This is a genomic window from Bacillaceae bacterium S4-13-56 (genome assembly GCA_040191315.1).
In the GTDB taxonomy this organism is placed as follows: domain Bacteria; phylum Bacillota; class Bacilli; order Bacillales; family JAWJLM01; genus JAWJLM01.
Genome location: JAWJLM010000008.1, coordinates 1 through 26,081, shown reverse-complemented (window position 1 = coordinate 26,081; position 26,081 = coordinate 1). Strand labels below are relative to the sequence as shown.

The 26,081-nt window shown below is 35.2% G+C and carries 26 protein-coding genes; 20 read left to right on the top strand and 6 right to left on the bottom strand.

Annotation, left to right across the window (positions count from 1 at the left end):
• The first annotated feature begins 61 nt into the window (after nucleotides 1-61).
• Entirely contained in the window at nucleotides 62-1,303 is a 1,242-nt protein-coding gene (gene fabF, locus RZN25_03935) for a beta-ketoacyl-ACP synthase II (protein ID MEQ6375970.1), read from the top strand.
• A gap of 15 nt (nucleotides 1,304-1,318) precedes the next feature.
• The gene (locus RZN25_03930; protein MEQ6375969.1) at nucleotides 1,319-2,464 is read left to right on the top strand and encodes an FAD-binding oxidoreductase; all 1,146 of its coding nucleotides are present in this window, start codon (nucleotides 1,319-1,321) and stop codon (nucleotides 2,462-2,464) included.
• A gap of 14 nt (nucleotides 2,465-2,478) precedes the next feature.
• Here the strand turns inward: RZN25_03930 and RZN25_03925 are convergent, their stop codons facing one another.
• Nucleotides 2,479-2,766: a LysR substrate-binding domain-containing protein gene (locus tag RZN25_03925; protein MEQ6375968.1), complete on the bottom strand. Its 288-nt coding sequence runs from the start codon at nucleotides 2,764-2,766 to the stop codon at nucleotides 2,479-2,481.
• Between the two features lie 14 nt (nucleotides 2,767-2,780).
• On the opposite strand from RZN25_03925, the gene RZN25_03920 reads away from it, so the two are divergent.
• The 4 genes from RZN25_03920 to RZN25_03905 all read left to right on the top strand — a co-directional run bounded on the left by RZN25_03920 (nucleotide 2,781) and on the right by RZN25_03905 (nucleotide 4,649).
• Complete coding sequence (locus RZN25_03920) at nucleotides 2,781-3,146, top strand: VOC family protein (protein ID MEQ6375967.1); 366 nt, start codon at nucleotides 2,781-2,783, stop codon at nucleotides 3,144-3,146.
• A 28-nt stretch (nucleotides 3,147-3,174) separates the two neighbouring features.
• On the top strand, nucleotides 3,175-4,020 hold the full coding sequence (locus tag RZN25_03915; protein ID MEQ6375966.1) for an SDR family oxidoreductase: 846 nt from the start codon (nucleotides 3,175-3,177) through the stop codon (nucleotides 4,018-4,020).
• 164 nt (nucleotides 4,021-4,184) lie between these two features.
• On the top strand, nucleotides 4,185-4,379 hold the full coding sequence (locus tag RZN25_03910) for a hypothetical protein (protein ID MEQ6375965.1): 195 nt from the start codon (nucleotides 4,185-4,187) through the stop codon (nucleotides 4,377-4,379).
• Nucleotides 4,380-4,649 (top strand): OsmC family protein, encoded by a 270-nt coding sequence (locus tag RZN25_03905; protein ID MEQ6375964.1) that lies wholly within the window; start codon nucleotides 4,380-4,382, stop codon nucleotides 4,647-4,649.
• A 50-nt stretch (nucleotides 4,650-4,699) separates the two neighbouring features.
• On the opposite strand, the gene RZN25_03900 is transcribed toward RZN25_03905, so the two are convergent.
• The gene (locus tag RZN25_03900; protein ID MEQ6375963.1) at nucleotides 4,700-6,097 is read right to left on the bottom strand and encodes a sodium:alanine symporter family protein; all 1,398 of its coding nucleotides are present in this window, start codon (nucleotides 6,095-6,097) and stop codon (nucleotides 4,700-4,702) included.
• Nucleotides 6,098-6,277: 180 nt separating this feature from the next.
• Here RZN25_03900 and RZN25_03895 point away from each other — a divergent pair, with 180 nt between their 5' ends.
• The 9 genes from RZN25_03895 (at nucleotide 6,278) to RZN25_03855 (ending at nucleotide 14,477) form a co-directional block, all read left to right on the top strand.
• The gene (locus RZN25_03895) at nucleotides 6,278-6,910 is read left to right on the top strand and encodes a hypothetical protein (protein ID MEQ6375962.1); all 633 of its coding nucleotides are present in this window, start codon (nucleotides 6,278-6,280) and stop codon (nucleotides 6,908-6,910) included.
• A 15-nt stretch (nucleotides 6,911-6,925) separates the two neighbouring features.
• Nucleotides 6,926-7,210, top strand: a complete 285-nt coding sequence (locus RZN25_03890) for a DUF6509 family protein (protein MEQ6375961.1) — start codon at nucleotides 6,926-6,928, stop codon at nucleotides 7,208-7,210.
• 198 nt (nucleotides 7,211-7,408) lie between these two features.
• Nucleotides 7,409-7,921, top strand: coding sequence for a peroxiredoxin (locus RZN25_03885; GenBank protein MEQ6375960.1), 513 nt, complete (start codon nucleotides 7,409-7,411; stop codon nucleotides 7,919-7,921).
• A 48-nt stretch (nucleotides 7,922-7,969) separates the two neighbouring features.
• Entirely contained in the window at nucleotides 7,970-8,404 is a 435-nt protein-coding gene (locus RZN25_03880; protein ID MEQ6375959.1) for a glycine/sarcosine/betaine reductase selenoprotein B family protein, read from the top strand.
• A 27-nt stretch (nucleotides 8,405-8,431) separates the two neighbouring features.
• Entirely contained in the window at nucleotides 8,432-8,674 is a 243-nt protein-coding gene (locus RZN25_03875) for a hypothetical protein (protein ID MEQ6375958.1), read from the top strand.
• 247 nt (nucleotides 8,675-8,921) lie between these two features.
• On the top strand, nucleotides 8,922-9,293 hold the full coding sequence (locus tag RZN25_03870) for a four-helix bundle copper-binding protein (GenBank protein ID MEQ6375957.1): 372 nt from the start codon (nucleotides 8,922-8,924) through the stop codon (nucleotides 9,291-9,293).
• Between the two features lie 590 nt (nucleotides 9,294-9,883).
• The gene (locus tag RZN25_03865; GenBank protein MEQ6375956.1) at nucleotides 9,884-10,402 is read left to right on the top strand and encodes a topology modulation protein; all 519 of its coding nucleotides are present in this window, start codon (nucleotides 9,884-9,886) and stop codon (nucleotides 10,400-10,402) included.
• Nucleotides 10,403-10,710: 308 nt separating this feature from the next.
• On the top strand, nucleotides 10,711-12,858 hold the full coding sequence (locus RZN25_03860) for an AAA family ATPase (protein MEQ6375955.1): 2,148 nt from the start codon (nucleotides 10,711-10,713) through the stop codon (nucleotides 12,856-12,858).
• Between the two features lie 140 nt (nucleotides 12,859-12,998).
• On the top strand, nucleotides 12,999-14,477 hold the full coding sequence (locus RZN25_03855) for a hypothetical protein (protein MEQ6375954.1): 1,479 nt from the start codon (nucleotides 12,999-13,001) through the stop codon (nucleotides 14,475-14,477).
• Nucleotides 14,478-14,591: 114 nt separating this feature from the next.
• Here RZN25_03855 and RZN25_03850 read toward each other — a convergent pair whose 3' ends face one another.
• The 4 genes from RZN25_03850 to RZN25_03835 form a co-directional block, all read right to left on the bottom strand.
• Nucleotides 14,592-15,203, bottom strand: a complete 612-nt coding sequence (locus RZN25_03850) for a hypothetical protein (protein MEQ6375953.1) — start codon at nucleotides 15,201-15,203, stop codon at nucleotides 14,592-14,594.
• A 23-nt stretch (nucleotides 15,204-15,226) separates the two neighbouring features.
• Nucleotides 15,227-15,943, bottom strand: coding sequence for a hypothetical protein (locus RZN25_03845; protein MEQ6375952.1), 717 nt, complete (start codon nucleotides 15,941-15,943; stop codon nucleotides 15,227-15,229).
• Nucleotides 15,944-16,099: 156 nt separating this feature from the next.
• On the bottom strand, nucleotides 16,100-19,057 hold the full coding sequence (locus RZN25_03840) for a Tn3 family transposase (protein MEQ6375951.1): 2,958 nt from the start codon (nucleotides 19,055-19,057) through the stop codon (nucleotides 16,100-16,102).
• A gap of 33 nt (nucleotides 19,058-19,090) precedes the next feature.
• Nucleotides 19,091-19,645, bottom strand: a complete 555-nt coding sequence (locus RZN25_03835; GenBank protein MEQ6375950.1) for a recombinase family protein — start codon at nucleotides 19,643-19,645, stop codon at nucleotides 19,091-19,093.
• Between the two features lie 474 nt (nucleotides 19,646-20,119).
• On the opposite strand from RZN25_03835, the gene RZN25_03830 reads away from it, so the two are divergent.
• From RZN25_03830 to RZN25_03810, 5 genes are read left to right on the top strand one after another with little or no spacing between them, the layout of a single operon-like run.
• A complete protein-coding gene (locus RZN25_03830; GenBank protein ID MEQ6375949.1) occupies nucleotides 20,120-21,178 on the top strand; it encodes a GntG family PLP-dependent aldolase in 1,059 nt (352 codons plus the stop codon).
• A complete protein-coding gene (locus tag RZN25_03825) occupies nucleotides 21,171-22,364 on the top strand; it encodes an MFS transporter (GenBank protein ID MEQ6375948.1) in 1,194 nt (397 codons plus the stop codon). Before RZN25_03830 ends, RZN25_03825 begins: the two co-directional genes overlap by 8 nt.
• Complete coding sequence (locus tag RZN25_03820; GenBank protein MEQ6375947.1) at nucleotides 22,361-23,593, top strand: ATP-grasp domain-containing protein; 1,233 nt, start codon at nucleotides 22,361-22,363, stop codon at nucleotides 23,591-23,593. The genes RZN25_03825 and RZN25_03820 overlap by 4 nt, the downstream gene beginning before the upstream one ends.
• Nucleotides 23,586-24,785 carry an ATP-grasp domain-containing protein gene (locus RZN25_03815; protein ID MEQ6375946.1) on the top strand — a complete coding sequence of 400 codons (1,200 nt, stop codon included), beginning with the start codon at nucleotides 23,586-23,588 and terminating at the stop codon, nucleotides 24,783-24,785. The genes RZN25_03820 and RZN25_03815 overlap by 8 nt, the downstream gene beginning before the upstream one ends.
• Before the next feature lie 17 nt (nucleotides 24,786-24,802).
• The gene (locus RZN25_03810) at nucleotides 24,803-25,867 is read left to right on the top strand and encodes an ArsR family transcriptional regulator (protein MEQ6375945.1); all 1,065 of its coding nucleotides are present in this window, start codon (nucleotides 24,803-24,805) and stop codon (nucleotides 25,865-25,867) included.
• The last annotated feature ends 214 nt before the right edge of the window (nucleotides 25,868-26,081 follow it).

Below are 26,081 nucleotides of genomic sequence, written 5' to 3'. Positions count from 1 at the left end.
TAGAACTAGGTCATAGAAGTAAATAATATAAATGCGAATATAAGTGAAGGGGAGAGAGTTTGTGAAGAAAAGGGTTGTTATTACAGGGCTAGGTGCTGTTACTCCATTAGCAAATAATGCAGTAGAATCATGGGATCATATTAAAAATGGAACTTCAGGAATTGCTCCCATGACGAAAATAGATGTTGAAAATTCACCTATCAACATTTCCGGTGAAGTAAAAAACTTTGATCCTAGTCAATTTATGGACAAAAAAGAAGTTAAACGCATGGGGCGATTTACTCAATTTGCCATTGCTTCTAGCAAGATGGCAATTGAGGATGCTGGAATTGCTGTAGGAATAAATGCAGATCCCAATCGTACTGGCGTATGGATTGGTTCTGGAATTGGTGGATTAGATACGTTTGAAGAGCAACATAAACGATATTTATCAAAGGGACCAAAAAGGGTAAGTCCATTTACTATTCCAATGTTTATTCCGGATATGGCTTCTGGGAGGGTATCTATTGAGTTAGGAGCTAAAGGAATGAATAATTGCTCGGTCACAGCTTGTGCATCTGGTGCTAATTCTATTGGTGACGCATTTCGTGTGATTCAAAAAGGGGATATGGATGTAATGATTGCCGGAGGAACAGAAGCCGCCATTACTGAAATGACTGTTGCAGGATTTAATAACATGACTGCCTTATCAACAAATCCCGACCCTCATCATGCTAGTAGACCGTTTGACAAAAATAGAGATGGTTTTGTAATTGCGGAAGGCTGCGGAATCTTAATTCTAGAGGAACTGGAACATGCACTAGCACGTAAGGCGAAAATTTATGGAGAAATTGTAGGATATGCAGGTACCGGAGATGCCTATCATATTACATCTCCAGCTCCAGATGGAGAAGGGGCCCAACGATCAATGAAGTTGGCTTTACAGGATGCTAATATCCCCCCATCAGATGTGGACTATATTAATGCCCACGGAACAAGTACTCACTATAATGATTTAAATGAAACCATTGCTGTTAAAAAAGTCTTTGAATCTCATGCCTATAACCTAGCTATAAGCTCTACAAAATCGATGACAGGACATTTGCTAGGTGCAGCTGGTGCAGTAGAAGCCATTTTCTCAATCTTAGCTATAAAAGATGGTATACTACCACCAACCATCAACTATGAAACACCTGATGAGGAATTAGATTTAAATTATATTCCAAATCAAGCAATAGAAAAAGAGATTACCACAGTTTTATCGAATTCTTTAGGTTTCGGTGGACATAACGCTTCTCTTGTCTTTCAAAAATATAAAGGGTAGAAAACAGGTGTTGGTATGAATCGATTTATTGTTATAGGCGGAGGAATACTTGGTGTTTCCACCGCCTATCATTTAGCCAAACAAAATAAAGAAGTGTTATTAGTTGATCGAAATGATCCTGGACAAGCAACCGATGCTGCTGCTGGGATTATTTGTCCATGGCTCTCCCAAAGACGGAATAAGGCCTGGTATACATTAGCAAAGAATGGAGCAGCCTATTATCCTTCCCTAATAAAACAATTAGAAGAAGAAGGAGAATACGAGGTAGGATATTCTCAGGTTGGTACAATCTGCATTCGAAAAGAGGAAAGTAAACTAGATAAGCTAGAAAAGATTGCAAAGGACCGAAGAAATGATGCACCAGAAATTGGAGAAATTAAAAGATTATCTTCAGAGGAAACAAAAGCTCTATTTCCTCTTTTAGACAGTGACTATTCTTCATTATTTGTAAGTGGAGGAGCACGTGTTGATGGCAGGGCATTTCGAAATGCACTCCTTAACGCTTCTAAGAAATTAGGTGCCATTCATATTGTAGGTGATGCTGTTCTTGAATATCAGAAAAATAAAGTTAAAGGCATAAGGGTAGAGGGAGAGTTTATTCCTGCTGATTCTGTAATTGTTACAGCTGGTGCTTGGGGGAAAGAACTATTATTGCCATTAGGTTTAAATTTTTTAGTAACTTTTCAGAAAGCTCAAATCCTTCATTTCGGAATAAAGAATAAAGATACTAGCCATTGGCCTGTGGTGATGCCACCAAGTGATCAATATCTACTCGCTTACGATAATGGAAGAATTATTGCAGGGGCAACCCATGAGAATGATGTGGAAAAAGAAGACCTAAGAGTAACAGCTGGTGGGATTCAAGAAGTGTTAAACAAAGCTCTGGCAATTGCTCCCGCTTTAGCAGATAGTATTATTTTAGAAACAAGAGTAGGTTTTCGTCCTTTTACTCCAGGTTTTTTACCTGTTTTCGGAAAAGCACCACATTATCAGGGATTGTTTGTGGCGAATGGTCTAGGCTCTTCTGGGCTTACAGTTGGTCCATATTTGGGTTACCAAATTTCTAAAATGGTATTAGATCTACCATTGGATATTGATCCGAAACTATACAATGTTCATCAAGCTTTTGGCACTCCTTTTCCATGTAATAGAAATAGATGATTATGTAGTTACTTTTAATTTTCTTCGATCATTTTCAAAAATGCCCTAACCTGAGGCAACTCTTTAGCTTTAGTTGAGTAACAAACCCAAGTATCACGTTTTAATAGTTCTCCGTTTAATTCAAGCCTTTCCTTATGATAGAAGTTTTGTCCAAGATTTTTAATTGATGTTTCAGGTAGAATTGCCATTCCTAAATCATTCATCATTAATTGTTTGCAAGTTTCAATTTGATCAACTTTCCTAGTTTTTTTACTATTAAAGTTCAAATTCTCAGAAAACCACTCATTACGAAAGAGTAGAATGGGGGAGAGTATTTATGTTTTTATTTAAGGGAATTGACCATGTCCAGCTTGCTGCACCTAAAGGATCTGAAAGTGATGCTCGTCATTTTTTTAGTCATATTTTGGGATTTGAAGAAATTGAAAAACCTGAAGACTTAAAAAATAGAGGTGGGGTATGGTTTCAAGCCGGAAATCATCAAGTCCATATTGGAATTGAAGAGCCATTTACTCCTGCTAAAAAGGCTCATCCAGCCTTTGAAGTACAAGATTTAGAAGAGCTGAAAATCTATTTGAATGAAAATCAAATTAAGTTTACAAGTGATGATTTGTTGCCTGGTGCTAATCGAATCTATGTCCAGGATCCCTTTGGAAACAGAATAGAAATAGTAGAATGGCTATGATTAAGGCTATTAAAAGTGGTTGGGGGAAATCGTTTTGAACAAAGTAGCAATCGTGACAGGTTCTTCAAGTGGCTTTGGTTTATTGACATCCATTGAACTAGCTAAAAGTGGGTTTCATGTTTTAGCTACTATGAGGAATATAGAAAAGGCTGATGTTTTTAAATCAATTACGTCGGACCCAGAAATTTTAAACAGAATTACTCCTTTAGAGTTAGATGTAACAATTAATCAAACGTTTGATCAATTTCAGAGAAAACTAGAATCATTGGACCGTGTTGATTTGCTTGTTAATAATGCAGGCTATGCCATGGGTGGTTTTGTAGAACAAGTTTCTGTTGAGGAATATAAAAAACAGTTTGATACAAATGTCTTTGGTCTAATGGCAGTAACTAAAATGGTTTTACCACGGATGAGAAAGCAACGCTTTGGAACAATTATTAATATAAGCAGCATTAGTGGACGGTTGGCTTTTCCAGGCTTATCTCCTTATGTCGCCTCTAAATATGCTATAGAAGGGTATACAGAGAGTTTAAGATTGGAAGTAAGTCCGCTTGGTATTCAAGTAGCTTTAATCGAGCCTGGATCTTATAAAACGAATATTTGGACATCAGGAATGGAATTGCCAAAATCTAAAGAACCGATTCCAGATTATGAAGGTTACATGGATGCTATTCTTTCTGAATTAGAAAAAGGGAAGTCAAAGCACGGAGATCCTATTGAAGTAGCAAATTTGATAGTTGAATTATCACAAAAAAAGATACTTAAAAAATTACGGTATCCAGTAGGAAATGGAACAAAACTCATGATCTTTGTGAAAAACAAATTACACTGGCGTTTTTGGGAGAAACTAGTTCACAGGAAAATTTTTAAATAATCAGACAGTTCGACATTAAATACTGAGCTTTGTTCAATTTTAATAAAGAAAAATATATTTATTCGATATTCCTGTCATATTTTGCGCTTGCCTGGGGAATGAAAGAAGTTTTTTTGTTTTACGAAAGGGAATAAATATATAAAAAGAATGGAGGTAGAGCAAATATGTCTGATCTAATTGAAATCTCAAAGATTCATATCGTTCAAGATGAAAGACCTAACCGAAGAGCTTACATAGCTGATTTCTCAGAACCCATTTACTTTGGTGTTCACGGGGGAGTAAAAGATTTTTATAAAGCAACTCCCGAAAAGGAGTACCCTTCAACTTTGGACCATATTGTAGCTGCTGCTGGTGGATGAATGGTTGGTACATTATCCGGCGCGCTGGAGGCGCGTAAAATACCAACATCACCAGATAAAGTAAAAGCCGATGCCAGGGGAAAAATAGAAGCACCAGAAGGGGTTATGAAAATAACAGCAATTGACATCCATTTTGACGTAACTATCCCAAAAGGAAAAAGGGAAGAGGCTGAGAGGTCCTTACGGGTATTCGAAAGAAATTGTCCGGTAGCACAGACCTTAAAAGGTAGTGTTGAATTAACTTATGATTGGGAAATTACAGAGGAATGAAAAAGAACTGCTCCTAATGGAGCAGTTCTTTTTTTGCAAATATTATCAATCTAAGCATCCAATGAACTTCCAGCAGATTGTAGCTTCTCTTCCTTGGCAACTTTCATAAACTTTTTAGTTTCAGCCACAACTACCCCAGACAGAGCAAGAAGGCCAATTAAGTTCGGAAATGCCATAAGGCCGTTCATAATATCTGCAAAGCCAAATACAACATCTAAGGAAACAGAGGCTCCAACAAAAATAAAGAAAATATAGAAATAACGATAAATTTTAACACCTTGATCTCCCAAAAGGTAATCGATAGATTTTTCTCCATAGTATGCCCATCCAAGAATAGTAGAGAATGTAAAGAATAATACACCAAAGGTAACAATGTAATTACCTGCTGATCCTAAGAATTGAGCAAAAGAGGCACTAGTTAGTGTAGACCCATCTAATCCGTCTCCCCATTGATTTGCCATGACAATGGTAATACCCGTAATTGAACAGATTACAATTGTATCAATAAATACCTGTGTCATAGATACTAATGCTTGACGAGCCGGGTAGTCTGTCTTAGCAGCTGCTGCAGCAATAGGAGCAGAACCTAGACCAGCTTCATTGGAGAATACGCCTCGAGCTACACCATATCGAATAGCTGTACCTAAAAGACCACCAGCCACTGCATTTCCTGAAAATGCATCACTAAAAATTAAACCTACAGCATCTCCAACTAAATTGAAGTTCGTTACTATAACAATTAGTCCACCAATAACATAGAAAGCAGCCATAATAGGAACAAAAAATGCTGTAACTTTTCCAATACTCTTAATTCCCCCAAGAATGACTAATGCTGCTAATACAGCAAAGACAATACCAGTGATAAAGGGGTGAATAGAAAACGTTTCTTCCAGAGAAGCAGCAGCAGTATTAGATTGAACCATATTTCCAATTCCAAATGCCGCAATAGCAGCAAAAATGGCAAACATGACTCCTAAAACCTTACCTGCTTTGTTATTAATACCCCGTTCCAAATAATACATTGGTCCACCAGACATTTCTCCCTTGTCATTCTTTACACGATATTTAACCGCTAAAAGGGCTTCCGCATACTTGGTAGCCATTCCTACAAGAGCAGTAATCCACATCCAAAAAACTGCCCCGGGTCCACCGGCAACGACAGCAGTTGCCACCCCTGCAATATTCCCTGTACCCACTGTTGCAGCAAGTGCAGTAGTTAAAGCTTGATAATGAGTAATATCACCCTCGGACTCTTTGTCTTGATGCTTACTGAAAGAAAGTTTTAAAGCGTAAGGCAAAGCTCGAAATTGAAGAAATAACAAACGAATAGAAAGAAAAAGACCTGTACCAACCAATAAAATTAGTAAAAATGGACCCCAAACATAACCTCCAATCTCCTCTAAAACCTCAGCACCTTTTTCATTAAATGTTTCTAGAAATTCAATCAATGACTCATACCCCCTTAATTTACACTTACTATATTAAATATTCTGAAATTTTTAACAAAATGTCAAGCAATATTTATTATGAGAGTTGCATTTTCGTACATACTAATAACCAGTTGATGTTGGCATGTTTAGAAAGTATGTTATAATAGTCCGTATTTAATTTTTGAAAGGGGAATAGTAATGGCTTTTGATTGGTTAGAATGGTTAGGCTATTTAGCTTCTTTGATTGTATTAATATCACTATTGATGAGTTCCATTATTAAGTTAAGATGGGTGAATTTGATTGGTTCTGCTATCTTTGCCTTATATGGATTTCTAATTGGGGCTCTTCCTGTAGGTTTTATGAATTTAGGTATTGTTTTGATCAATGTATATTATTTATACAAAATTTATAATTCAAAAGAATATTTTAAATTACTTCCTATTGAAAATGATTCTCCATATGTACAGCATTTTCTTGATTTTTATGAATCTGGAATTGAAAAGTATTTTTCACTTTCAGAAGTAGATCCCATAAAATCAGAGGTTAAATTGTTTATCTTAAGAAATATGGTGCCAGCTGGTTTGTTTATTGCTAAGAGACATAATGAGCATACATTAGAGATTATGTTGGACTTTGTCATTCCTGAGTATCGTGATTTTAAAATTGGATCATTTATCTATGAATCAAGTAAGACTTATTTTTTAAGTCAAGGATATACAATTTTTATTAGTTATAGTTCAAATCCCGATCATATTAATTATTTGAAAAAAATGGGGTTTGTCGAAGATACAGATGAAAAAGGGAAAAAATATTATACTAAAACGATATAGAAGGTGGTCTAAATAATGGAAGTAAAAAGTTATTCTGTTGAAAAGTGGAATGATCCAACCGGAATTATTGAAGGGGATCGTTATGAGTTTCTTTTAGAGGTGGAAGTAGAAGAGGATGATGAATTGTATAGTGAAGAAGGTCTATCCTTGAAAGTTATTCTTGCCATTTACGGTGAAGATGTAAGGATTGTTAATTATCAGTTTTATGAAGCAACTAGCAATAAACCTCTTGATTTTGCTTTAGAAGAAGACGAGGAAGAGGAGATCCTTTCTTTTTGTAAAGATCATATAAAGGAATGATTTTTGTAGAAAATATTGGCTTTTAATATTTTTTGGGAATTGTGCATATTGCTGTACATTTTTTCACAATTTCTGCAAAATAGAACTTGCGGTAAAAAACTTCCTCTTGTTTTTTCCTTTAAAGGATTAATTTCATTTAAATATGGTGAAACTAGAGGATGTTTAATTTTACCGAGAATTTGGTAATAAGGAAGGAGAATGAATATGCCACAAGGAGCTACTGAAACAAGTACCCTAAAGGTTGGTGACAAGGCACCAGACTTCACATTGCCCGCACATGGTGGTCGCGAAGTAAAACTAAGTGACTATCTTGGAGACAAAAATGTATTTATTAGTTTTTACCCTCTAGATTGGACACCTGTCTGAGGTGCGCAAATGCCTTCATACGAGGACGATCTTCCTCGTTTTGAAGAGTTTGATACCCAAGTTTTGGGTATAAGTGTTGATAGTGTTGATAGCCATGAGGCTTGGCAAAAATCACTTGGTGGAATTTCTTATCCACTTTGCTCTGATTTCTATCCTCATGGTGAGGTTTCTGAAAAATTCGGAGTACTACGTAAAGAAAAAGGGAAACCAGCTTACGGTGCATCTGAGCGAGCATTGTTTGTTATCGATAAAGAAGGCGTTGTTCAATTCATTGATGTACATCCAATCGATAAGCAACCTGACAATGAAGAGATCTTTGACGTTCTTCGAAAATTAAACTTCTAAATTTAAAAAGGCTAGACAAGCTATTAGAAAAAAATGAGGTGGTAGTGTATGGAATTATCAAGAAAAGCGATCCCATATACACCTGTCAACAAACCGCTACATGAAATGACAATCATGATCGTGTCAACTTCAGGTGTTCATTTAAAGGACCAAGAACCATATAATACAGATCCCGCTGAAGGAGATGCTACGTATCGTGTAATTCCTGGTGATGTTCAAGCAGAAGATTTGACCGTAACTCACTCTGCTCCAAAAGATCACTATAATACGGATTACCCTAAAGAAGATATTAATTGCGTTTTCCCAATTGATCGTTTACGTGAAATGGTTAACGATGGTGATCTTGGTGGGGTAGCTGAAAAGCACCTAACAATGATGGGCTATTCAATGAGATTAAATAAAATTAACAAAGAAACGGTTCCAGCGTTAGTTAAAGAAGTTGTTCGCTCAAAAGCTGATGCAGTTCTCTTAACAGCTGGCTGACCACTTTGTCATCGTACTGTAGTTACAGTGCAACGCGGAATTGAAGCACAAGGTATTCCAACATCTTTAATTACTTTGGATGTTGAACAATCAAGCTTAATGAGACCGCCTCGTGCGATTCATCCAATGGGCTTCGAATTTGGGCATTCCCTCGGAAAGCCTCATGATAAGAACACCCAACGAAAGGTCCTAGAAGCAGCTCTTGCTGAATTAATGGAAAGACAAGAGCCAGGAAATATTCATGAAGTAGGATTTCCGAGTTATAAGTGAAAAATAGTCAAAGCTCCTAACTTTAGTTAGGGGCTTTTTTAACAGATAGGAAAGTATAAAACTTTCCTATCTGCATAAGTGCAACTAAGGCATTCTCTCTAAATAATTATCAATGGTATTTCCTTTTTTAAATGTTTCAAAGTAAATTTAAAATAATACAATAAATAAGCGATTCGCCCATCCCTTTGATAGGTGGTTATCATATGATACTTATGCCTAGACAATAAAACACAGGGAGGAATTACTAGTGCATCAATACGAACACTATCATGGTGACCAATTCATGCCACATGATCATTTATCTGAAGGGTTATTAGGCACAGTACAGGACTGTGCTGCAACCTGCGAACATATGATTGGAATGTTGCATAAATCAAAGGATATGTACGGCAGAGGAATTCAACTTAGCCATTTGCGTGACTGTGCTGATATGTGCGAATTAATGTCAAGATATCTTGCGAGAAATAGCCAACTTTCAAAATCATTAGCTAAATATTGTGCTTATGTTTGTGAAGTCTGTGGAAATACTTGCCGTCAGTTCCCAGATCCAGAATCACAAAGATGCGCACAAACTTGTTTTCATTGCGCTAAAGAATGCAATGAATTTGCAGCTATTTAAATTTAGGTGGGGTTCTACATTGGTAGAGCCCCTTTTTGCTTATTTATACTATCAGAATTTAACTTTGGTTGGTTGATAGTACATAAAAAAATTAGACTTTCGCCATTAGGACTTACATTAAAGAGTATTAGGCGCTTCTTAGAAAGCAAAATACGCCTTCAAGAATCCATTTAACAATAAGTCAAGTTTTTCTAAAAAATTTGGGATAATAAAGTATAATGATTTAGGCATTGAGACATATTTTAATGTCATATGTACGAGCAATGAAGTTATAAACATAAAGTACAAGGCCGTTCCCCACTTATTGTTAGCACCCTAGGGTATGACCTAAAGGCCTTAAATACTGGATAAAACCAAGATCTTACGTTAGCATTGAATCGAATTGAAATTTCATTAACAGAAGCGGTTGCATATAAAGATTGTTAAATGGCTTAATAGCAGCTAGGAGTTTCTTGACTTTTCTTTGTAATTGTACCTAACCCCATTCCAAGTCAACTTTCATTTGAGGATTTTCATCATAGGTTGAAGTCAATGTTAGATGTTCCTCTATAAGAAATGATAAAAAAATAAAGCAGGGAGAATAGCGAAAATTGAAAAGAATATTAGTATTAGGTGTTTCAGCAGGTGTAGGTAAATCTACTTTTGCCCAAAAACTCGGAGAAAAATTACATATTCAAGTTTATCACTTAGATACACTTTATTGGAAGCCTGGATGGATAGAAGCGTCTTTAGAAGAATTTTCATTCAAACAGGAGCAAATCGTTGTAAATGATAGTTGGATTATAGAAGGAAATTATAGCAGTACATACGATTTGCGTATTCAAAACGCTGATACAATTATTTATTTGGAGCTTCCCTTAAGTGTTTGCTTATATCGTGTCATCAAAAGAAGTATTCAGTACCAAGGGAAAACCAGGCCTGATATGACGGTTGGATGTAAGGAAAAAATGGATTACAAGTTTTTAAAGTTTATTCTCACAACCTATCACTCTCGTAAAGAAAAAATGGAAAAACGATTTGAGGCTTTTCAAAAGATGAATCCAGAAAATAAGGTCATCAAGCTTAAAAGCAAAAAAGGAATTGAAGATTATTTGGAAAGTTTACAATGACGGAGAACGAAAAAAAATAGCCGATCCCCTAGGGGGGAACCGCTTATCCTATAGGTCACAGTGTCCGCTGTGGCCTATTTAAATTAATTTTTCTATGCGATTCATCTCCCACCTAAACACTGTCGTGTTTTGAGGAAGGAGTCCTTGCATAAGACAGATACAAAAACATTACTTGATCTAATAGGTATTTATTTAGTTTTTAAAAAGTTTTTAAATTCAAATACTTGAAAGTCAAAAAAGGTCAAAGTATAATAAAGTCAACCATTGGTCAAAAAAGGTCAAGGTAATAACAAAGGAGGTCATTTTTGATGTTATGTCAAATTTGTAATAAAAATGAAGCGCAAATAAATGTATATACTCAAATTAATCATCATAAGTCCCAAGTCAAAATGTGTCTTTCTTGTTTCGAAAATGCGGAAGCCAAAAATAAAATGCCTTCTGGATTTAACAGTGGTTTCCCATTTGATGACTTAATTAACGGCTTTGCTACAGGAAATCAACATTCTTTTTCAAATAATCAAAATACAAATGCTGATCCCGCCCAAAGGGGAAGAGGAGGCAATGGATTACTAGATCAATTCGGACGAAATGTAACCGACCAGGCTAGAAATGGTCAAATTGATCCAGTGATCGGTCGTGATCAAGAAGTAGAAAGAGTTATAGAAATTCTAAATCGACGAAATAAAAATAACCCTGTTTTGATCGGTGAACCTGGAGTAGGTAAAACAGCAATTGCAGAAGGACTAGCACTAAAAATTGTTTCAGGAGATGTCCCATCTAAATTAGTTGGTAAAGAACTTTACGTCATGGATGTCGCATCATTAACTGCTGGTACCGGAATCCGTGGGTCTTTTGAAGAGAGATTAAAGAGTATTATTTCGGAATTACAATCTAGACAAAATGTTCTTTTATTTATTGATGAAATCCATCAGCTAGTTGGTGCAGGTTCTGCAGAGGGAGCTATGGACGCTGGGAATATTCTAAAACCAGCACTTGCTCGTGGAGAGCTACAGGTAATTGGAGCAACTACTCTAAAGGAATATCGTCAGATTGAAAAAGATGCTGCATTAGAAAGACGATTCCAGCCAATTACAGTTAAGGAACCAACAGTAGAAGAAGCATACGAAATCTTAAAAGGTTTGCAATCTAAATACGAAGACTATCATAAGGTCGAATATACTGAAGAAGCTTTAAAAGCCTGTATAACTTTATCTGAACGTTATATTCAAGATCGTTTCTTACCAGACAAAGCCATCGATTTATTAGATGAAGCAGGTTCTAAGGTGAATCTTTTGTCAGAAGGGAAAGAAGTAGCTTCGTTACAGAAGAAATTGAACGAATTGAGAGAGAAGAAGCAACAGGCTACTATTAATGAAAGGTATGAAGAAGCAGCTAAATTACGAGATCAAGAAATCAAGTTAGAACAAGAGCTTCAATCAGAAGCTGTAAATCAAAATAAAGGCGTTGTGGACCAAGAATTTATTATGAGTTTAGTTGAAAGAAAAACAGGGATTCCTGTAGGTAAGCTTCAAGAGAATGAAAAGGACAAGATGAAACTTCTTGAAAAAAATCTTTCAAATAAAGTAATTGGACAAGATGTGGCTGTTCAAAAGGTTGCGAAAGCAATTCGTAGAAGTCGAGCAGGACTAAAATCAAAGCATCGACCAATTGGAAGTTTCTTGTTTGTTGGTCCTACTGGTGTAGGAAAAACGGAATTAGCTAAATCATTGGCTGAACAATTATTTGGATCAAAAGAAGCTATGATTCGCTTAGACATGAGTGAATATATGGAAAAACATTCTGTATCTAAACTAATTGGTTCACCGCCTGGATACGTTGGACATGACGAGGCAGGACAATTAACAGAAAAGGTAAGACGTAATCCATATAGCCTCATATTGTTAGATGAAATTGAAAAAGCACATCCTGATGTGCAACATATGTTTTTGCAAATATTGGAAGACGGAAGACTTACTGACAGCCAAGGAAGAACAGTTAGTTTTAAGGATACTGTTCTCATTATGACAAGCAATGCAGGGGTTTCCCATAAGAAAATAACCGTTGGGTTTAACTCTGTTGGAGAAGAAATGCAAAAGGAATCTGGAATTTTAGAATCCTTAGGATCTTACTTTAAACCCGAATTCCTAAACCGCTTCGACTCCATAGTTGAATTTAATTCACTAGAGAAAGAACACCTACTTCAAGTTCTTGATCTTATGCTAGTAGAATTGAAGGATCAACTTTTAGAAAAAAGTATCTCTTTAGTAATTGACAAAAAAGCAAAAGTAAAATTGATTGAACTAGGATATCATCCAGCATTTGGGGCTCGTCCATTACGTCGCGTGATTCAAGAGCAATTGGAAGACAAAATAGCAGATCTATTACTTGAGGACCAGGACATTAGGAAGATTACTGTCTCCGTTGCTGAAGAAGAATTCTTCTTCACTGGAAAATAGTTGCCTCTATTGAAAAATAGGAAGAAAGGTGGGATCGTATCCTCCATTCTTCCTATTTTTCTTCTTTTTACGTTGCTATCTTAATATATACATAGTGGATACTTTATGAAAGTGTCAAAAATACGTAAGGGAGAGGAAAAATGAAAAGAAAAATTCTAATTACGGTTTTGACTTTGTTGCTTATGCTTCCAACAATTGGGGTTCAAGCAGGTAGTTTGGGGAAGAGTGATCCAACAGGGGAACCTGGAACTTGGTACTTGGGATCACAGCCTTCTAATTATTCCATTTCTAATTATCCCATCTTATTCGTACACGGACTTAACAGCTCCGCAAGTACTTGGTGGGATGGGAATGACATGTATTCGACCGCTTTTGATAACGGTTACAACACTGCATTTGTTGATCTCTATCCAACAAATGATATGTGGGACAACGGATACTTACTATCCCAACGAATAAGAGACATCTATAATCATTTCGAAAAAAAAGTTGTGATAGTAGGACATAGTAAAGGTGGAGTTGATGCACAATCAGCAATAGTACATTATGGGGCATCTCCTTATGTTGAAAAAGTAATAACTCTTTCCACACCTCATCATGGTTCAGAGCTTGCTGATCTGGCTTATAGCAGCTGGGCGGGTTGGTTGGCTGGTATATTGGGCAGTAAAAGTGATGCTACTTATTCCTTACAAACCGGTTATATGAGCTATTTTCGTTCGGTTACTGATTCACATTATAATGTAGATAATGTTCCTTTTTATACTTTTGGTGGGAGAAAATGGGGAAGCTTTGGAAGCTCTCTTTATTGGGGGGGACTGTATTTAAGGTCCTACGGACAAAATGATGGGGCAGTTACAGTTAGAAGTTCAAGACTTCCTTATGCTACAGAAATTAAAGTAGGCGACTGGAATCATTCCACCATCAAAGAAGGTTCTTCAACCTTTTCATTGTTTGAGCCTTATTTAAAGGAGCATAACTATTATTTGTATAGTGGTAGTAATGAACAACAGCTGGAAGATCAAGAAGTGTCATCATTCATAAGAGGCGGGATCGCGAAGGGAAAGCAAATAGAAAACTTTCATGTTGAGGAAAACACAAACAAGATTACTTTTAATTTAATCAGCAATCAATCCATCCAAGACCTAATGTTAATGGATCCAAATGGAAATACACAGACTTCCATTGATATTAAGAAAGCTACAACAGACTATTTTAAGGGAGCTTATCATCATAATATATCTATTTCAGAACCGACTGCAGGGGAATGGACGGTGATATCAAACTCAAGTTCTAATCCTACTTACCTCATGGAAGTAGAATATGATAGTCCTTTTAATGAGGATGTAAAGCTTTCACCTGACGGGAAGAAAATAAAAATTGAGACTAAAAACAAAAAAATAAAACTTAAGTCTGAGGCACGAATTGAGTTTTATAAAAACGGTAAACTAAAGCAAAAGCAATTTAAAACGCCAAAAGCTGGGGAGATTATCCTTCCAGACCTTGGAGCTGGCGTTTACAATGTCACTATTGATATGGAGGGTAAGGTGGGTGAGGATAAATTCCATCGCACTAAAGTAAAAACCGTCTATATTGATCAAAATGGAAAAGCCTATCACTAATGATTTCAATTACGAAAAAAGTATACGAAAACAAGCACAGGGAAAATCCTGTGCTTGCTTTTTTATTGAAACAACATCGAAAACATAGATTGTAGACTAAATGAATGTTCTGATTTAAGTTTGCTGCTCTATTGTTGTTTTGGTAGACGATGATTCAGGATCACAAGGTGTTGATGCCTCTAACTCAACTTCAGCGGAATTAGTAACTTCTGAGCTGGAGTCAGCAAAAATAGATTGGAACAAATCCATAAACCAAAGTTTCGTTTTTTGAGCCAACGAAAGATCCGCTTTGGAAGTAACCTGGAGGTTATTTTCAGTACACAAATCATCGGAAGCAACTTTTGGATCCACTTCAATTTCGGAAGAGCCATTTAAGTGACTTTGAGTGTTTATTTGCAAACCATTTAAGCTTGAATTCATCTCTTGCATGCCCTTAGCCTTAGTACTCACGGAATGTTTAATGACATCGCTACTCTGAACAGCATTAGAATCATCTACTGCTGTTCCTTCGTATCCTGACAAATGTACAGAGCCATTTAGATTCACATCAAGACCAATAGAGTTGCCAGAACCAAGAATATCCGCATTCAACTGACTTTCACTAGTTAAATCTGTTCCTAGATCAAGTTTAACCTTATTCTCAGCGGCTTCTGCTTTCATGTGTTCACCGAAAATACCTAGAGACACACCAATTATCATCACCATTTTTATCATCACTTTATTCACTATACATCGCTCCTTCAAATTTTTTAAAATACGTTTGGATTTGAAGGAGATAATTCTGGTGGTGGTATCGGAGGTGCGTGTAACCATTGATCAAAGAAATAAGAAATCGTATTAACAGACGTTATGGACCCAGTTTTAGGTAACCATGGATAACTTTCACTTAAAATATGTAATCCAGTACCATGATCAACTGGACTTTGATGGCCTCCTAACCCTCTTCCTGGAGACTTTGTTTGTCCAGTTATCGCAACGGGGAAAGGAGGAGAAGGTATTTTTTTACTCGGTTTTTGGTCTGAATTAGCCTTATTCACAACTTCTTGGTTTTCTTCTGATTCCTCTTGTTTCTTTGAAATAGTCTCGTGAGTGATAGATGGAATTTTCGATAATTCTCTCTTAGATTTAACTATTTTTTGTAAAACTTCCAAAGATACAGATATATTTTTTCGTTCTGTTGTTTTTTTCATTTTATTTGGTGTCTTCACAATTTCTTTAGGAGTTTCTATTACTTTTTTCAACACGTTTGAGGTTACTTCTGTGATGTAGTTCTTACTATGAGAAGCTAAATGGTCAGCTACTTCATCTACTTGGTCCATACTCTGGATCACTAATTCCTCAGATTCATCTATCACCTGATTGGTTGACTCAAGAACTTTATCTTCGGCTGTTTCTGTTCCATCATCAATTGCACTTGCTACTTCTTTTACCATTTTACTGGCTGACTTTGTTGTTTGAGATAACAAGTCCGAACCAAATACCTCTTGTGGATATATAAATAATGAACATACTCCTAAAAAGAAGGGGTCCTACCAACAAAAAGCGGAAAACATACGCTAAGCAAATTTCGACATGAATAAAGCCGATATTTCCTACGCTAAGGAAATCGTCGGCTATTATTTTTATTGAATAAGAGGGCGCAGCGAATGTAAGCTTGCTATTTTCTTCATATCAAAGGTGAATTCACCAAGAAAATTGATATGCTCCCATCCCAATGGAGAAATATGTTTTAGTAAGTCTTCTCGTAAATTTCCTTTTTCCTTCAACAAATTTGTTGCTTCGGTAAGATATACGGTATTCCATACGCTAATGGCGTTAATTATAATATTCAAGGCACTTGCACGTTGAAGTTGGTCTTGCAGCCCTCGTTCTCGTAACTCACCCCGTTTGCCAAAGAATAATGCTCTTGCTAAGCCATTCATTGCTTCCCCTTTGTTCAATCCTCGTTGAATACGCCTACGAAGTGTTTCATTAGATATGTAATCTAAGATAAAAATAGTTTTTTCGATTCTTCCCATTTCTCGCAAAGCAGTAGCTAACTTGTTTTGCCTTGCATAAGATCCTAATTTCCCCATAATAAGTGAACCGGACACTTTTCCTTCTCGAATAGAATGGGCTAAACGGAGTACATCATCAAAGTTTTCTTGAATAACCTTTATGTTAATCCGTCCACGAAGTAATCTTTCTAGGTCAGGAAAATCACTTGGTTTTTGAATGGTATATAGTTTGGCATCGGCTAGATCACGCAGCCTTGGTGCAAAACGAAATCCTAACAAGTGACTTAAACCAAAAACTTGATCGGTATAACCAGCCGTATCAGTATAATGCTCCTCAATATTTAATTCTGTTTCATGATGAAGCAAACCATCTATGACATGTACGGCATCTCTTGCATTTGTACTAATGACTTTCGTATAAAAAGACGAAAATTTATCACTTGTAAACCGATAAATGGTTGCCCCTTTCCCTGTGCCATAATGGGGATTTGCTTCAGCATGCAACGATGAAACACCAACTTGTACACGCATTCCGTCAGATGAAGATGTGGTACCATCTCCCCAATAAGAAGCTAGAGCAAGCTTATGCTGAAAATTTACTAAAGTTGCCTGTGCTCGATTTATAGCATCATCATACAATCGCCATTGTGCGGCATTGGCCATCTGGTGATAAGTAACTCCAGGTGTAGCATCTGCCATTTTAGTTAATCCAATATTCGTCCCCATTGCCATAAGCGCAGCCATTAAAATTACCTTTTCTTCTCCCTTTGGAGGGCGATTGGTGGAGGCATGTATTAACATTTCGTCAAACCCTGTCCAGTGCGCTACCTCCATTAAAAGATCAGTGAGCTTAATTCTTGGAAGCATATTATATATGGATAAACTGAAGGTTCGTGCATCTTCTGAGGTATCCTTTTCCAGACGATCTACCCTAAGTTTTGCTTTTTCTATATTTACTCCTTCAAGACTATCAAAGTTATTTGATACCCATGTAAAGCGTTCAGCTAAAGCTTTCCCTCTTTCCTCAAGGTATTCCTCTGCTGTTGATCGAACTGCCAATCTAGTATCTTTAAGATTGGTTGTTTTCCATTCATTTTTAGGAACAAGGTACTCCTCAAAGTCCTTATGAAGCCTACTACCGACTACAGATACGTCCCCTGAACGAATATGATTTTTTAATTCCGTTAGGGCAGCCATTTCATAATAATGTCGATTAATTGTTCCTTCCTCATCGTACACATGCTTTTCCCATCGTTTTGGGACGAAATCTAATGGTACTCCATCTGGTACTTTTCTTTTTCCTGATTCATTCATCTCATTCAATGTTTTTAATGCACGTAATAATGGTTCTGCTGCATTTGTAGAACGAAATTCTAATGATTTAAGAAGAGTAGGGGTATACTTTCTTAGATAAATAAATCTATTCTCTAGCAAGTCAAGGTAATCATAATCCATTGGTCGTGCTAACTTTTTTGCTTCTTCAACGGAAGTAACAATTTTATCCCAAGGCATTACCTTTTCAATGGTGCTAAATGGATCAAGCCCTTTATCTCGTGCTTGAATAAGCGCAGCCCCAATATCTGCAAAATGAACAACCTTTTCATTAACTGCTTTTCCATTTTCCTTTTGCATTTCCTCTTGCGTTTTGCGACCTTTCGATTGTAAAATCATCATTTGCCGATCATGAATTTCAATTGCTTGGTCAATTAAGTCCTGACTTAGTGTTCCTAGATATGCTACAAGGATGGCATATTTCTTATTTTCTTTAAATCTGCGAAACGAATGAGGTTCATAACGTGCTCCGATACGTGATAATTGAAGCAATCGATTGGGATGTACTTCATGTAAATTTGTCGGAAGTTTCAAGTCCCGAATATATTCCAAACGCTTTATTACTTTTAGAAAGGCATCAGGTGATGACTGGCCGGGAATTTCCCTCAACCATGCTAATGGGGTTTTCTTGCTTTCCACTAGTGGATCGATAAATTCATCCAACTTTTTCTTTTGCCAGTTTGAAAGGGTCCCGGTTAAGGATTTAAAAATCTTTTCCTCTGCTCTCCGACGAGTTTCCCAGACAAGTCTCTCTATTGTAGTCATTCCAGGAAGAATTACTTTTCGATTCCGTATTTCTTCTTGAACAGTTCGAAGTAGATACATGGAATTGCCATTTTGAAGAGCATGTTTCAAAAGATACTGAGCTAATTCCCGATATGTACTTACAGAAAAATTCTGGTATCCATATACCTGTCGGATTTCTTCCATATGTTCATGCTTAGTTGGGTCACGTTGGGCATATAAGGAAAAAGAATCGGGATTAGCATTTATCTGTTTTGCTATATATTGGACTACATAATCTGGTATAGGTTCAACATCTGTAAGAGACCACCCCGGATAGCGCAATACACATAATTGGACAGCAAATCCTAAACGATTATGATCTCTTCTATGCCGTTTAATAACTTCCAAATCATATTGCGAAAATGTATAATAGGTTTCCAGTTCCCTTTCGGTCATATCAGATGGAATCCGTACAAATTCATCCCTTTGGTCTACTGTAAGTAATTCTTTCCCTCTCGATGCCATTTCCTCCCCATCCATCCTTTCGTATTCAAAGACTTACTTCTTTTCTAAATATCGATATACAGTTGTTCGGGAAACACCCCACCTTTGAGCAATATCCGTAATGGGCGTCCCATTCGCCACTAATGTCTTTAACATTTCTAACTCTTTCTTATCTAACTTCTCTGGTCTTCCTCCTAATCGCCCTCTGGCTCTTGCTGCAGCACGTCCAGCTGCTGATCGCTCCTGAATAAGATTACGCTCAAATTCAGCAAAGGCTGCAAAAAGATGAAACATAAGTTGCCCCGTTGCACTAGCCTTGTCCATCGTAATGTTTTCCTGCAAGCTATGGAAACTAATGCCTCGGTCATTAAGGTCATTCACAATTTTAATTAAATGCTGCATATTTCTACCTAATCGATCTAAGCGCCAAACTACTATCGTATCACCAGAGCGTGCAAATCGAAGTGCTTCTTCCAACCCTTGTCTTTTATCTTTGGCGCCACTAATTTTATCTGTAAATATTTCTTCGCAACCATGTTCTCTAAGAGCATCCAATTGTAAATCAAGATTTTGAATGCCTGTTGAAACACGAGCATATCCTACCTTCATTAATTTCTCCCCTTGTTTAATTTTTCTGCTTTATCGTAACACAACTTAATGTTAGGGGTAATATCTGAACATAGATTTCTTTACAGAGTTTATGAACACATATAATAGGCAGAAGGCTAGAAAAATATTTAAATTTTAGAGTGTTCAGAAATTGATGAGTATCTGAACAGTAATGTTAATTGGAAATTATCATTAATAACAATTATTTTACAAAAAGGGAATTGATTATCAATTGATGAGTATCTGAACAGTAATGTTAATTGGAAATTATCATTAATAACAATTATTTTACAAAAAGGGAATTGATTATCAATTGATGAGTATCTGAACAGTAATGTTAATTGGAAATTATCATTAATAACAATTATTTTACAAAAAGGGAATTGATTATCCTGTAATTACATGATAATATAATTGCGTAATTGTGTAAATAAGTAATTACATATTAACTATACTTCTGTGAGGTGCAAAACAATGATTGATATGAGAAGTGATACTTTAACTAAACCATCTGAAGAAATGCGGGAAGTAATGAGGACTGCTATTGTAGGTGATGATTGCTATGGTGAAGATGAGAGTGTAAATAATTCAGAAGAATATTGTAAAGAACTTTTTGAAGTAGAAGGGGCACTGTTTGTTCCTAGCGGAACAATGGCTAATCAAATAGCAATAAAAGCCCAGGTTGAAGAAGGAAATGAAATTATCACAGAAGCAAATTATCATATCAATTTTTATGAAAGTGCTTCGACTGCAATACTTAGCAGAGCTGTATTGAATTGTGTAAGAAAAAAAGACGGGATAATTAATAAGGGCGATGTCGAGGAATTAATAAATTCAAAGCCCAGAGGACCTCTATATTCGAAACCACAGTTAGTCACTATTGAGAATACAATAAATTATTATCAAGGTAAGACTTTCCCAATTGAAACCATTAAAAGTTTATACAAGTATACAAGAGAAATAGATATCTCACTCCATTTGGATGGAGCAAGGTTATTTAATGCCCATGTTGCTACTGGCGTTCCTTTAAAGGAATATGCAAGAAATGTTGATTCCCTAAGTGTTTGTTTCGCAAAAGGACTGGGTGCACCTTATGGATCAATGCTTATGGGAAGTGAAGAATTTATAGGGTCTGCTAGAACGTTAAGAAAGCAGTTTGGAGGGGGGTTACACCAAATTGGAATGTATGCTGCTGCAGCTCAATACGCATTGGATTATCACCTTATAAAAATTAAAAATGATCATCAACTCACAAAAGAGAGGGCTGTTTTGCTGAATGAAATTCCAGAGATTTCAATAAATGTTGAAAGCATAGAAACCAACATGATTTTTATAAATATAAATAGCTTAACTAATAACACAAATGAATTTTTAAGATTATGTGAAGAGTACGGACTATTAATTTTTCCATGGTTGCCTGGATTGGCTAGGATAGTGATTAATCGACATATATCTAGGGATGATATTTATAAAGCTACAGAAATAACAAAGATGGTTGTAAAAAAACTCTCTAGGAGTGTTGTACATGTATAAAATAAAAAATGAAGGAGTGTTAAGCTTTTTTATTAGGGTTTTTAATTCGATTGGTTTTTTTTCAATAATACCTCTTCTTTCACTTTGGTTGGTAGAGGTGAAAGATATAGAGATTAGTAAGGCTAGTTTTATTGTAGCCTCATTTACTTTTATGTCCAAGGCAGGAAGCGCCTTTGTTGGGGGAATTATTAATAAGCTTGGACTAAAGCAAAGTTTACTTATTGGCTTATTTGGGTCTTCCTTTACACTTTTAGTGATTACTTATTTCACTAACTATTTTATACTTCTATTATTTATCATTACTTTAGGTATTTTTATATCTTTATATAATATAGCCTTAAAAACGCATATTTCAATGCTTGAAGAATCCAAAAGGCTAAATGCTTTTTCATTACTTAATATTGCTGTAAATGTTGGAGCATCCCTTGGCCCTCTTTTAGGAGGACTAGTATTAGATTGGCACCCAAGTAGTCTACTAATTATCAGTATGCTTAATTATATGTTTGCTGGGCTTATAGCTCTGCTTCTCCCTAACATACAACTAAAATCAGAGGAAAGTTTAAATATTTTTGAGTTTATTAAATACCGAAAAGAAAAGAAAGGATTTAAATCTTTTTTAAGGTTTACACTGTTCTCTTCCGTTTTCTGGTTTCTTTACACACAAATATTTACTACTCTTCCAATAGTATTTTCACAAGAATTTACTGGGAAAACAATAGGTCTACTTTTTACAATAAATGCGATAACTGTAATACTTATTCAGGGTGTTTTCCCCAAATTTCAGCCCCTTATTCGTAAAGAATTGTGGTATTCAATTGCATTTGTGTTGATTGGTATTTCTTTTATGGTTTTATGGTTTAACCCAACAATTACATTTGTTGTAATAGCTATAATTATATTTAGTATAAGTGAAATTATATGGGTCCCAACAATTGATAGTGAATTAGTGGCTAATAGAGGTGGATTAAGTCCATCATGGGCATTTGGAATTGCTGGAGTTGTTTGGGGATTAGGAGAGTCTTTGGGAAGTTTTATAGGTTTAAATCTTTATCATTATTTCGATGATTTTACTTTCCTAATTTTATCTGTAATTTCTGTCCTTATATTAACAATTCATGCTTTCAGTTTGAAATTTAATAATAAATTCATAAAGACTAGTAAATACTTCGAGGAGAAAAGAATATGAAAAATATCTTATTTATTGAGACCAATACTACAGGAACTGGATCAAAAGCCATGAAGATAGCAAAGGATAAGGGATATAAAGTTCATTTTTGGACATCTAATTTTGACCAATATAATTCTATGCAAGAAAATGATCACCCAAGTAAGATTGCAGACGAATATCTGGTTATTGATACCTACGATATTGAGAAAATGAAGTATGAAATTAGGGAGAAACAATTGAGTTTTTCTGGAATTTTAGCATTTGATGATTATCACCTCTTACCTGCCGCAGCATTGGCAAATGAGTTTAATTTACCTGGTCATAAAGCATGTTCTTTAGAGAAAGTTCGAAACAAAAGAAAAATGCGAGATCATATTTTGAAAAATGAATTTAATTTAATTTCTCAACCAGAGTACAATGCTGTTTCTTCTATAGAAGACCTTGACAAAATACAATTGAATTTCCCATGTGTAATTAAACCAGTAGATGATAGTGGGAGTAACGGGGTAACCGTTTGTAAAAATGAAGAACAACTAAGAAACTCATTAGGAACAGAGATTAAAAGAAAAACAAATGAACGTGGGTATCAATTAACAGAAGAATGGCTTATTGAAGAGTTCATAACTGGAGAAGAGTATTCTGCTGAAATGATATATACTGATTTAAGTTGGAAGTTAGTTTCCGTTACAGAGAAAGAAACCTTTGGTGATCATTCAGTTGAATGCGGTCATATAACTGGACGCTTAGATTTTCCTTTTATTAACCTAGAAAAAAACCTTTCAAAATTACTCGAATTATTTGGGCTTAATTTTGGAGCTGCCCACATTGAGTTTTTTGTTGTTGAAAACAATATATATTTAGTAGAAATAAATCCCAGGTTAGCTGGGGATTGTATCCCAGAATTAGTAGAGATAGCTACAGGGGTTAACATGGTAGACCATGTTGTACTCCAAGCTATTGGTGAACGTTTGGATATTGGTAATAAAAAAGAGAAATTTGCGTCCATTCAGTTCGCTCTGCCAGTATCTTTAGGGGAATATAAAAAAGTGACTGGGGTTGAAAAGGTTAAAGATACAAAAGGTTTTGTAAGAATGAGTATTAATAAATTGCCTTATATCTCAACGGGCATAAAAAGTAGTTACCATCGGTTAGGCTATATCATAACAAAAGGCGATACAAAAAAAGAGGCACAAATAGCTGCTAAAGAGGCTATTAATACCTTAGAATGGAGTGTTTCTAATGGATAAAATGTTAATTATTTTAGGTGCTAGTGAATTTGGGGTATTAGCAGGGAGAAATCTTGGCTTTAAAGTCATTGTAGTTAGTCCTAAATCTACGAATATCTCTACTAAAATTATTGATAAAGCAGAAAGTGTAATTATTGTAGATAATTTAGAGGATGAAGATGAAGTATTAAAAAAGGTTAATGATTTACTAAAAATTTATAAGAAAATTGATTTAGTATTAAGTTTTACAGAATTAGGGTTAAAAACTGCTTCTATAATTAGTGAGAAGCTAAATTTACCCACTAATCACCTTAATGTTATAGAATCCACTAGAAATAAATCACTTATGAGGGAAATATTTTTGAAGAATGATATACTAAGATTAGATTATAAAGCTGGGTTTATTAATGAGTTTCAACAAGATCAATTACCAATTCATGCTCCTTTTATTATCAAGCCCCTTGACGGTTATGGTAGTAAAAATGTCTTTTTTATAGAAAACCAAGAGGAATGGGCAAAATGGTATATAAATAATAAAGATGATAGTGATATACATTGGATAGTTGAACCATATATTGAAGGACCTGAGTATAGCATTGAAACGGTTTCGTCAAGGGGAAATCATTTTATAATAGGGATAACTGAGAAAAACACAACAGGAAAACCGAATTTTATTGAAACTGGGCATTCTGTTCCAGCATCTCTAAACCATATTTTATATGATCAAATTATACAAGCAACAAAGGAATCTCTAACATCAATAGGAGTACAACATGGCCCTAGCCATATTGAAGTTAAATGGGATAATAAGAACAATAAAATAGTCATTATCGAAATGCATACTAGACCAGGTGGTGATTACATACCTCTTTTACATACCCTTTCGACGGGTATTGATCAGTATGAAATAGGTATAAGATCATTTTATGATCCATCTGTTTTAGAATTAATATTGCCTGAACACGTTAAGCATAGCTCAATCAAGTTTTTAACATTTAAAGAAGGAACACTATTAAGTAAGGGCTTTTCAGATAATATTAGCGATGAAAATATCAAAGATTGGGCTATATATTATAATATTGGTGAAAAAGTAAAGAAGACAGCTGATTCTTATAGCCGTGCCGGACATATCATTGTAAGTTCAAATTCAAGGGAATCAAATAATGAATCATTAAATTCCTTTGAAGAAAAATTACTTATTAAAATAAATTAATGAAGGTTAGTGATTTTATGGCGGTTTTTACTATTGCAGCTATTGAAAGGGATTGTACGGTAGAATATAATGTTTCTCCTTTATTTGAAATGATGGCTTGCCTGAGAAGTTGTTATTTAAATAAAGGAAATAATGAAGAAGCTTTAAAAACATTTTACAAAGAGAATTATGATACTTTGAGTAAGTTTTATGGGAAATTTGAATATGGCGCACAGTTAGCAGAGTGTATCTTGGGGATGAAAGAAAAACATACTTTCCCTAATTTTATTGAATACTTGAATAACTTAGAGAAAGAGGAATTTTTATATTATCTTCTAGGAAGATATATTGAACCCATTGAAATTAAACATATTTTAGAAAAATCAAAATCACCAACAGAAGAAATTAGAAATAGAATTAAACATTTAAACGGTATTATTAATGAAGAACAACTAGAATTTATTGAAAGTTATAGTTCTTACTATAATGAATTGACTAAACTTTGGACGAATTTCTACGAGGACTTTTTTAGACAAAAAGAATTAGAAATAATGACTGAATGGGAACAAAGTAATAAATTCCTGAATTTAGACTTATTATCAAATGGTTTTGACAAGATTATTTCTAAGTTATTAACAGGATATGAAATACCTGAGCAATTCCCAACTAAAGAAACTAAATTGATTCGATTTTATCCTTCTTTATATGTTGCACCTAAATTTATAGTAATATGGGGATTAGGTGAATTAAATATAGTATACAACGCATCAATATATTTAAGTGAAGATATCAATAATGAGTCGGTTAAACAAAAATTAGAAGAAGAAAAGTCTTTAGAAAGCTTATCTGAAATTGGAAAATCACTTTCTGAGTTAGGAAGATTAAAAATACTTTCTTTAATTTCTAACAACTCCAAAATTAAATCTCAGGAAATTGCGAATGAGTTGAATATTACCACAGCCACAGTATCAAGACATCTAAGCCTACTCAAACAGAATAATTTAGTAATTGAAAGAAAGGAAAATGGATTTAATATTTATACTATAAACCAGACGGAATTTGACAATTATTTCAATAATATTAAAAAGTATTTTTTTAATTGACAATTTATTTAATTATCTGGACATTCCAAGGTCGAACATAGAAGTTTGCCTAAATACTAACGCTATTTAGCAACTCTTCTCATTTAAAGCCGATGATTCCTTAGCGTAGGAAAAATCGGCTTTATTCATGTCGAAATTTGCTTAACGTATGTTTTCCGCTTTTTGTTGGTGGGACCCCGGTGTTTGTCAAGTTAGTTGTCGTTTTTAATCCCAA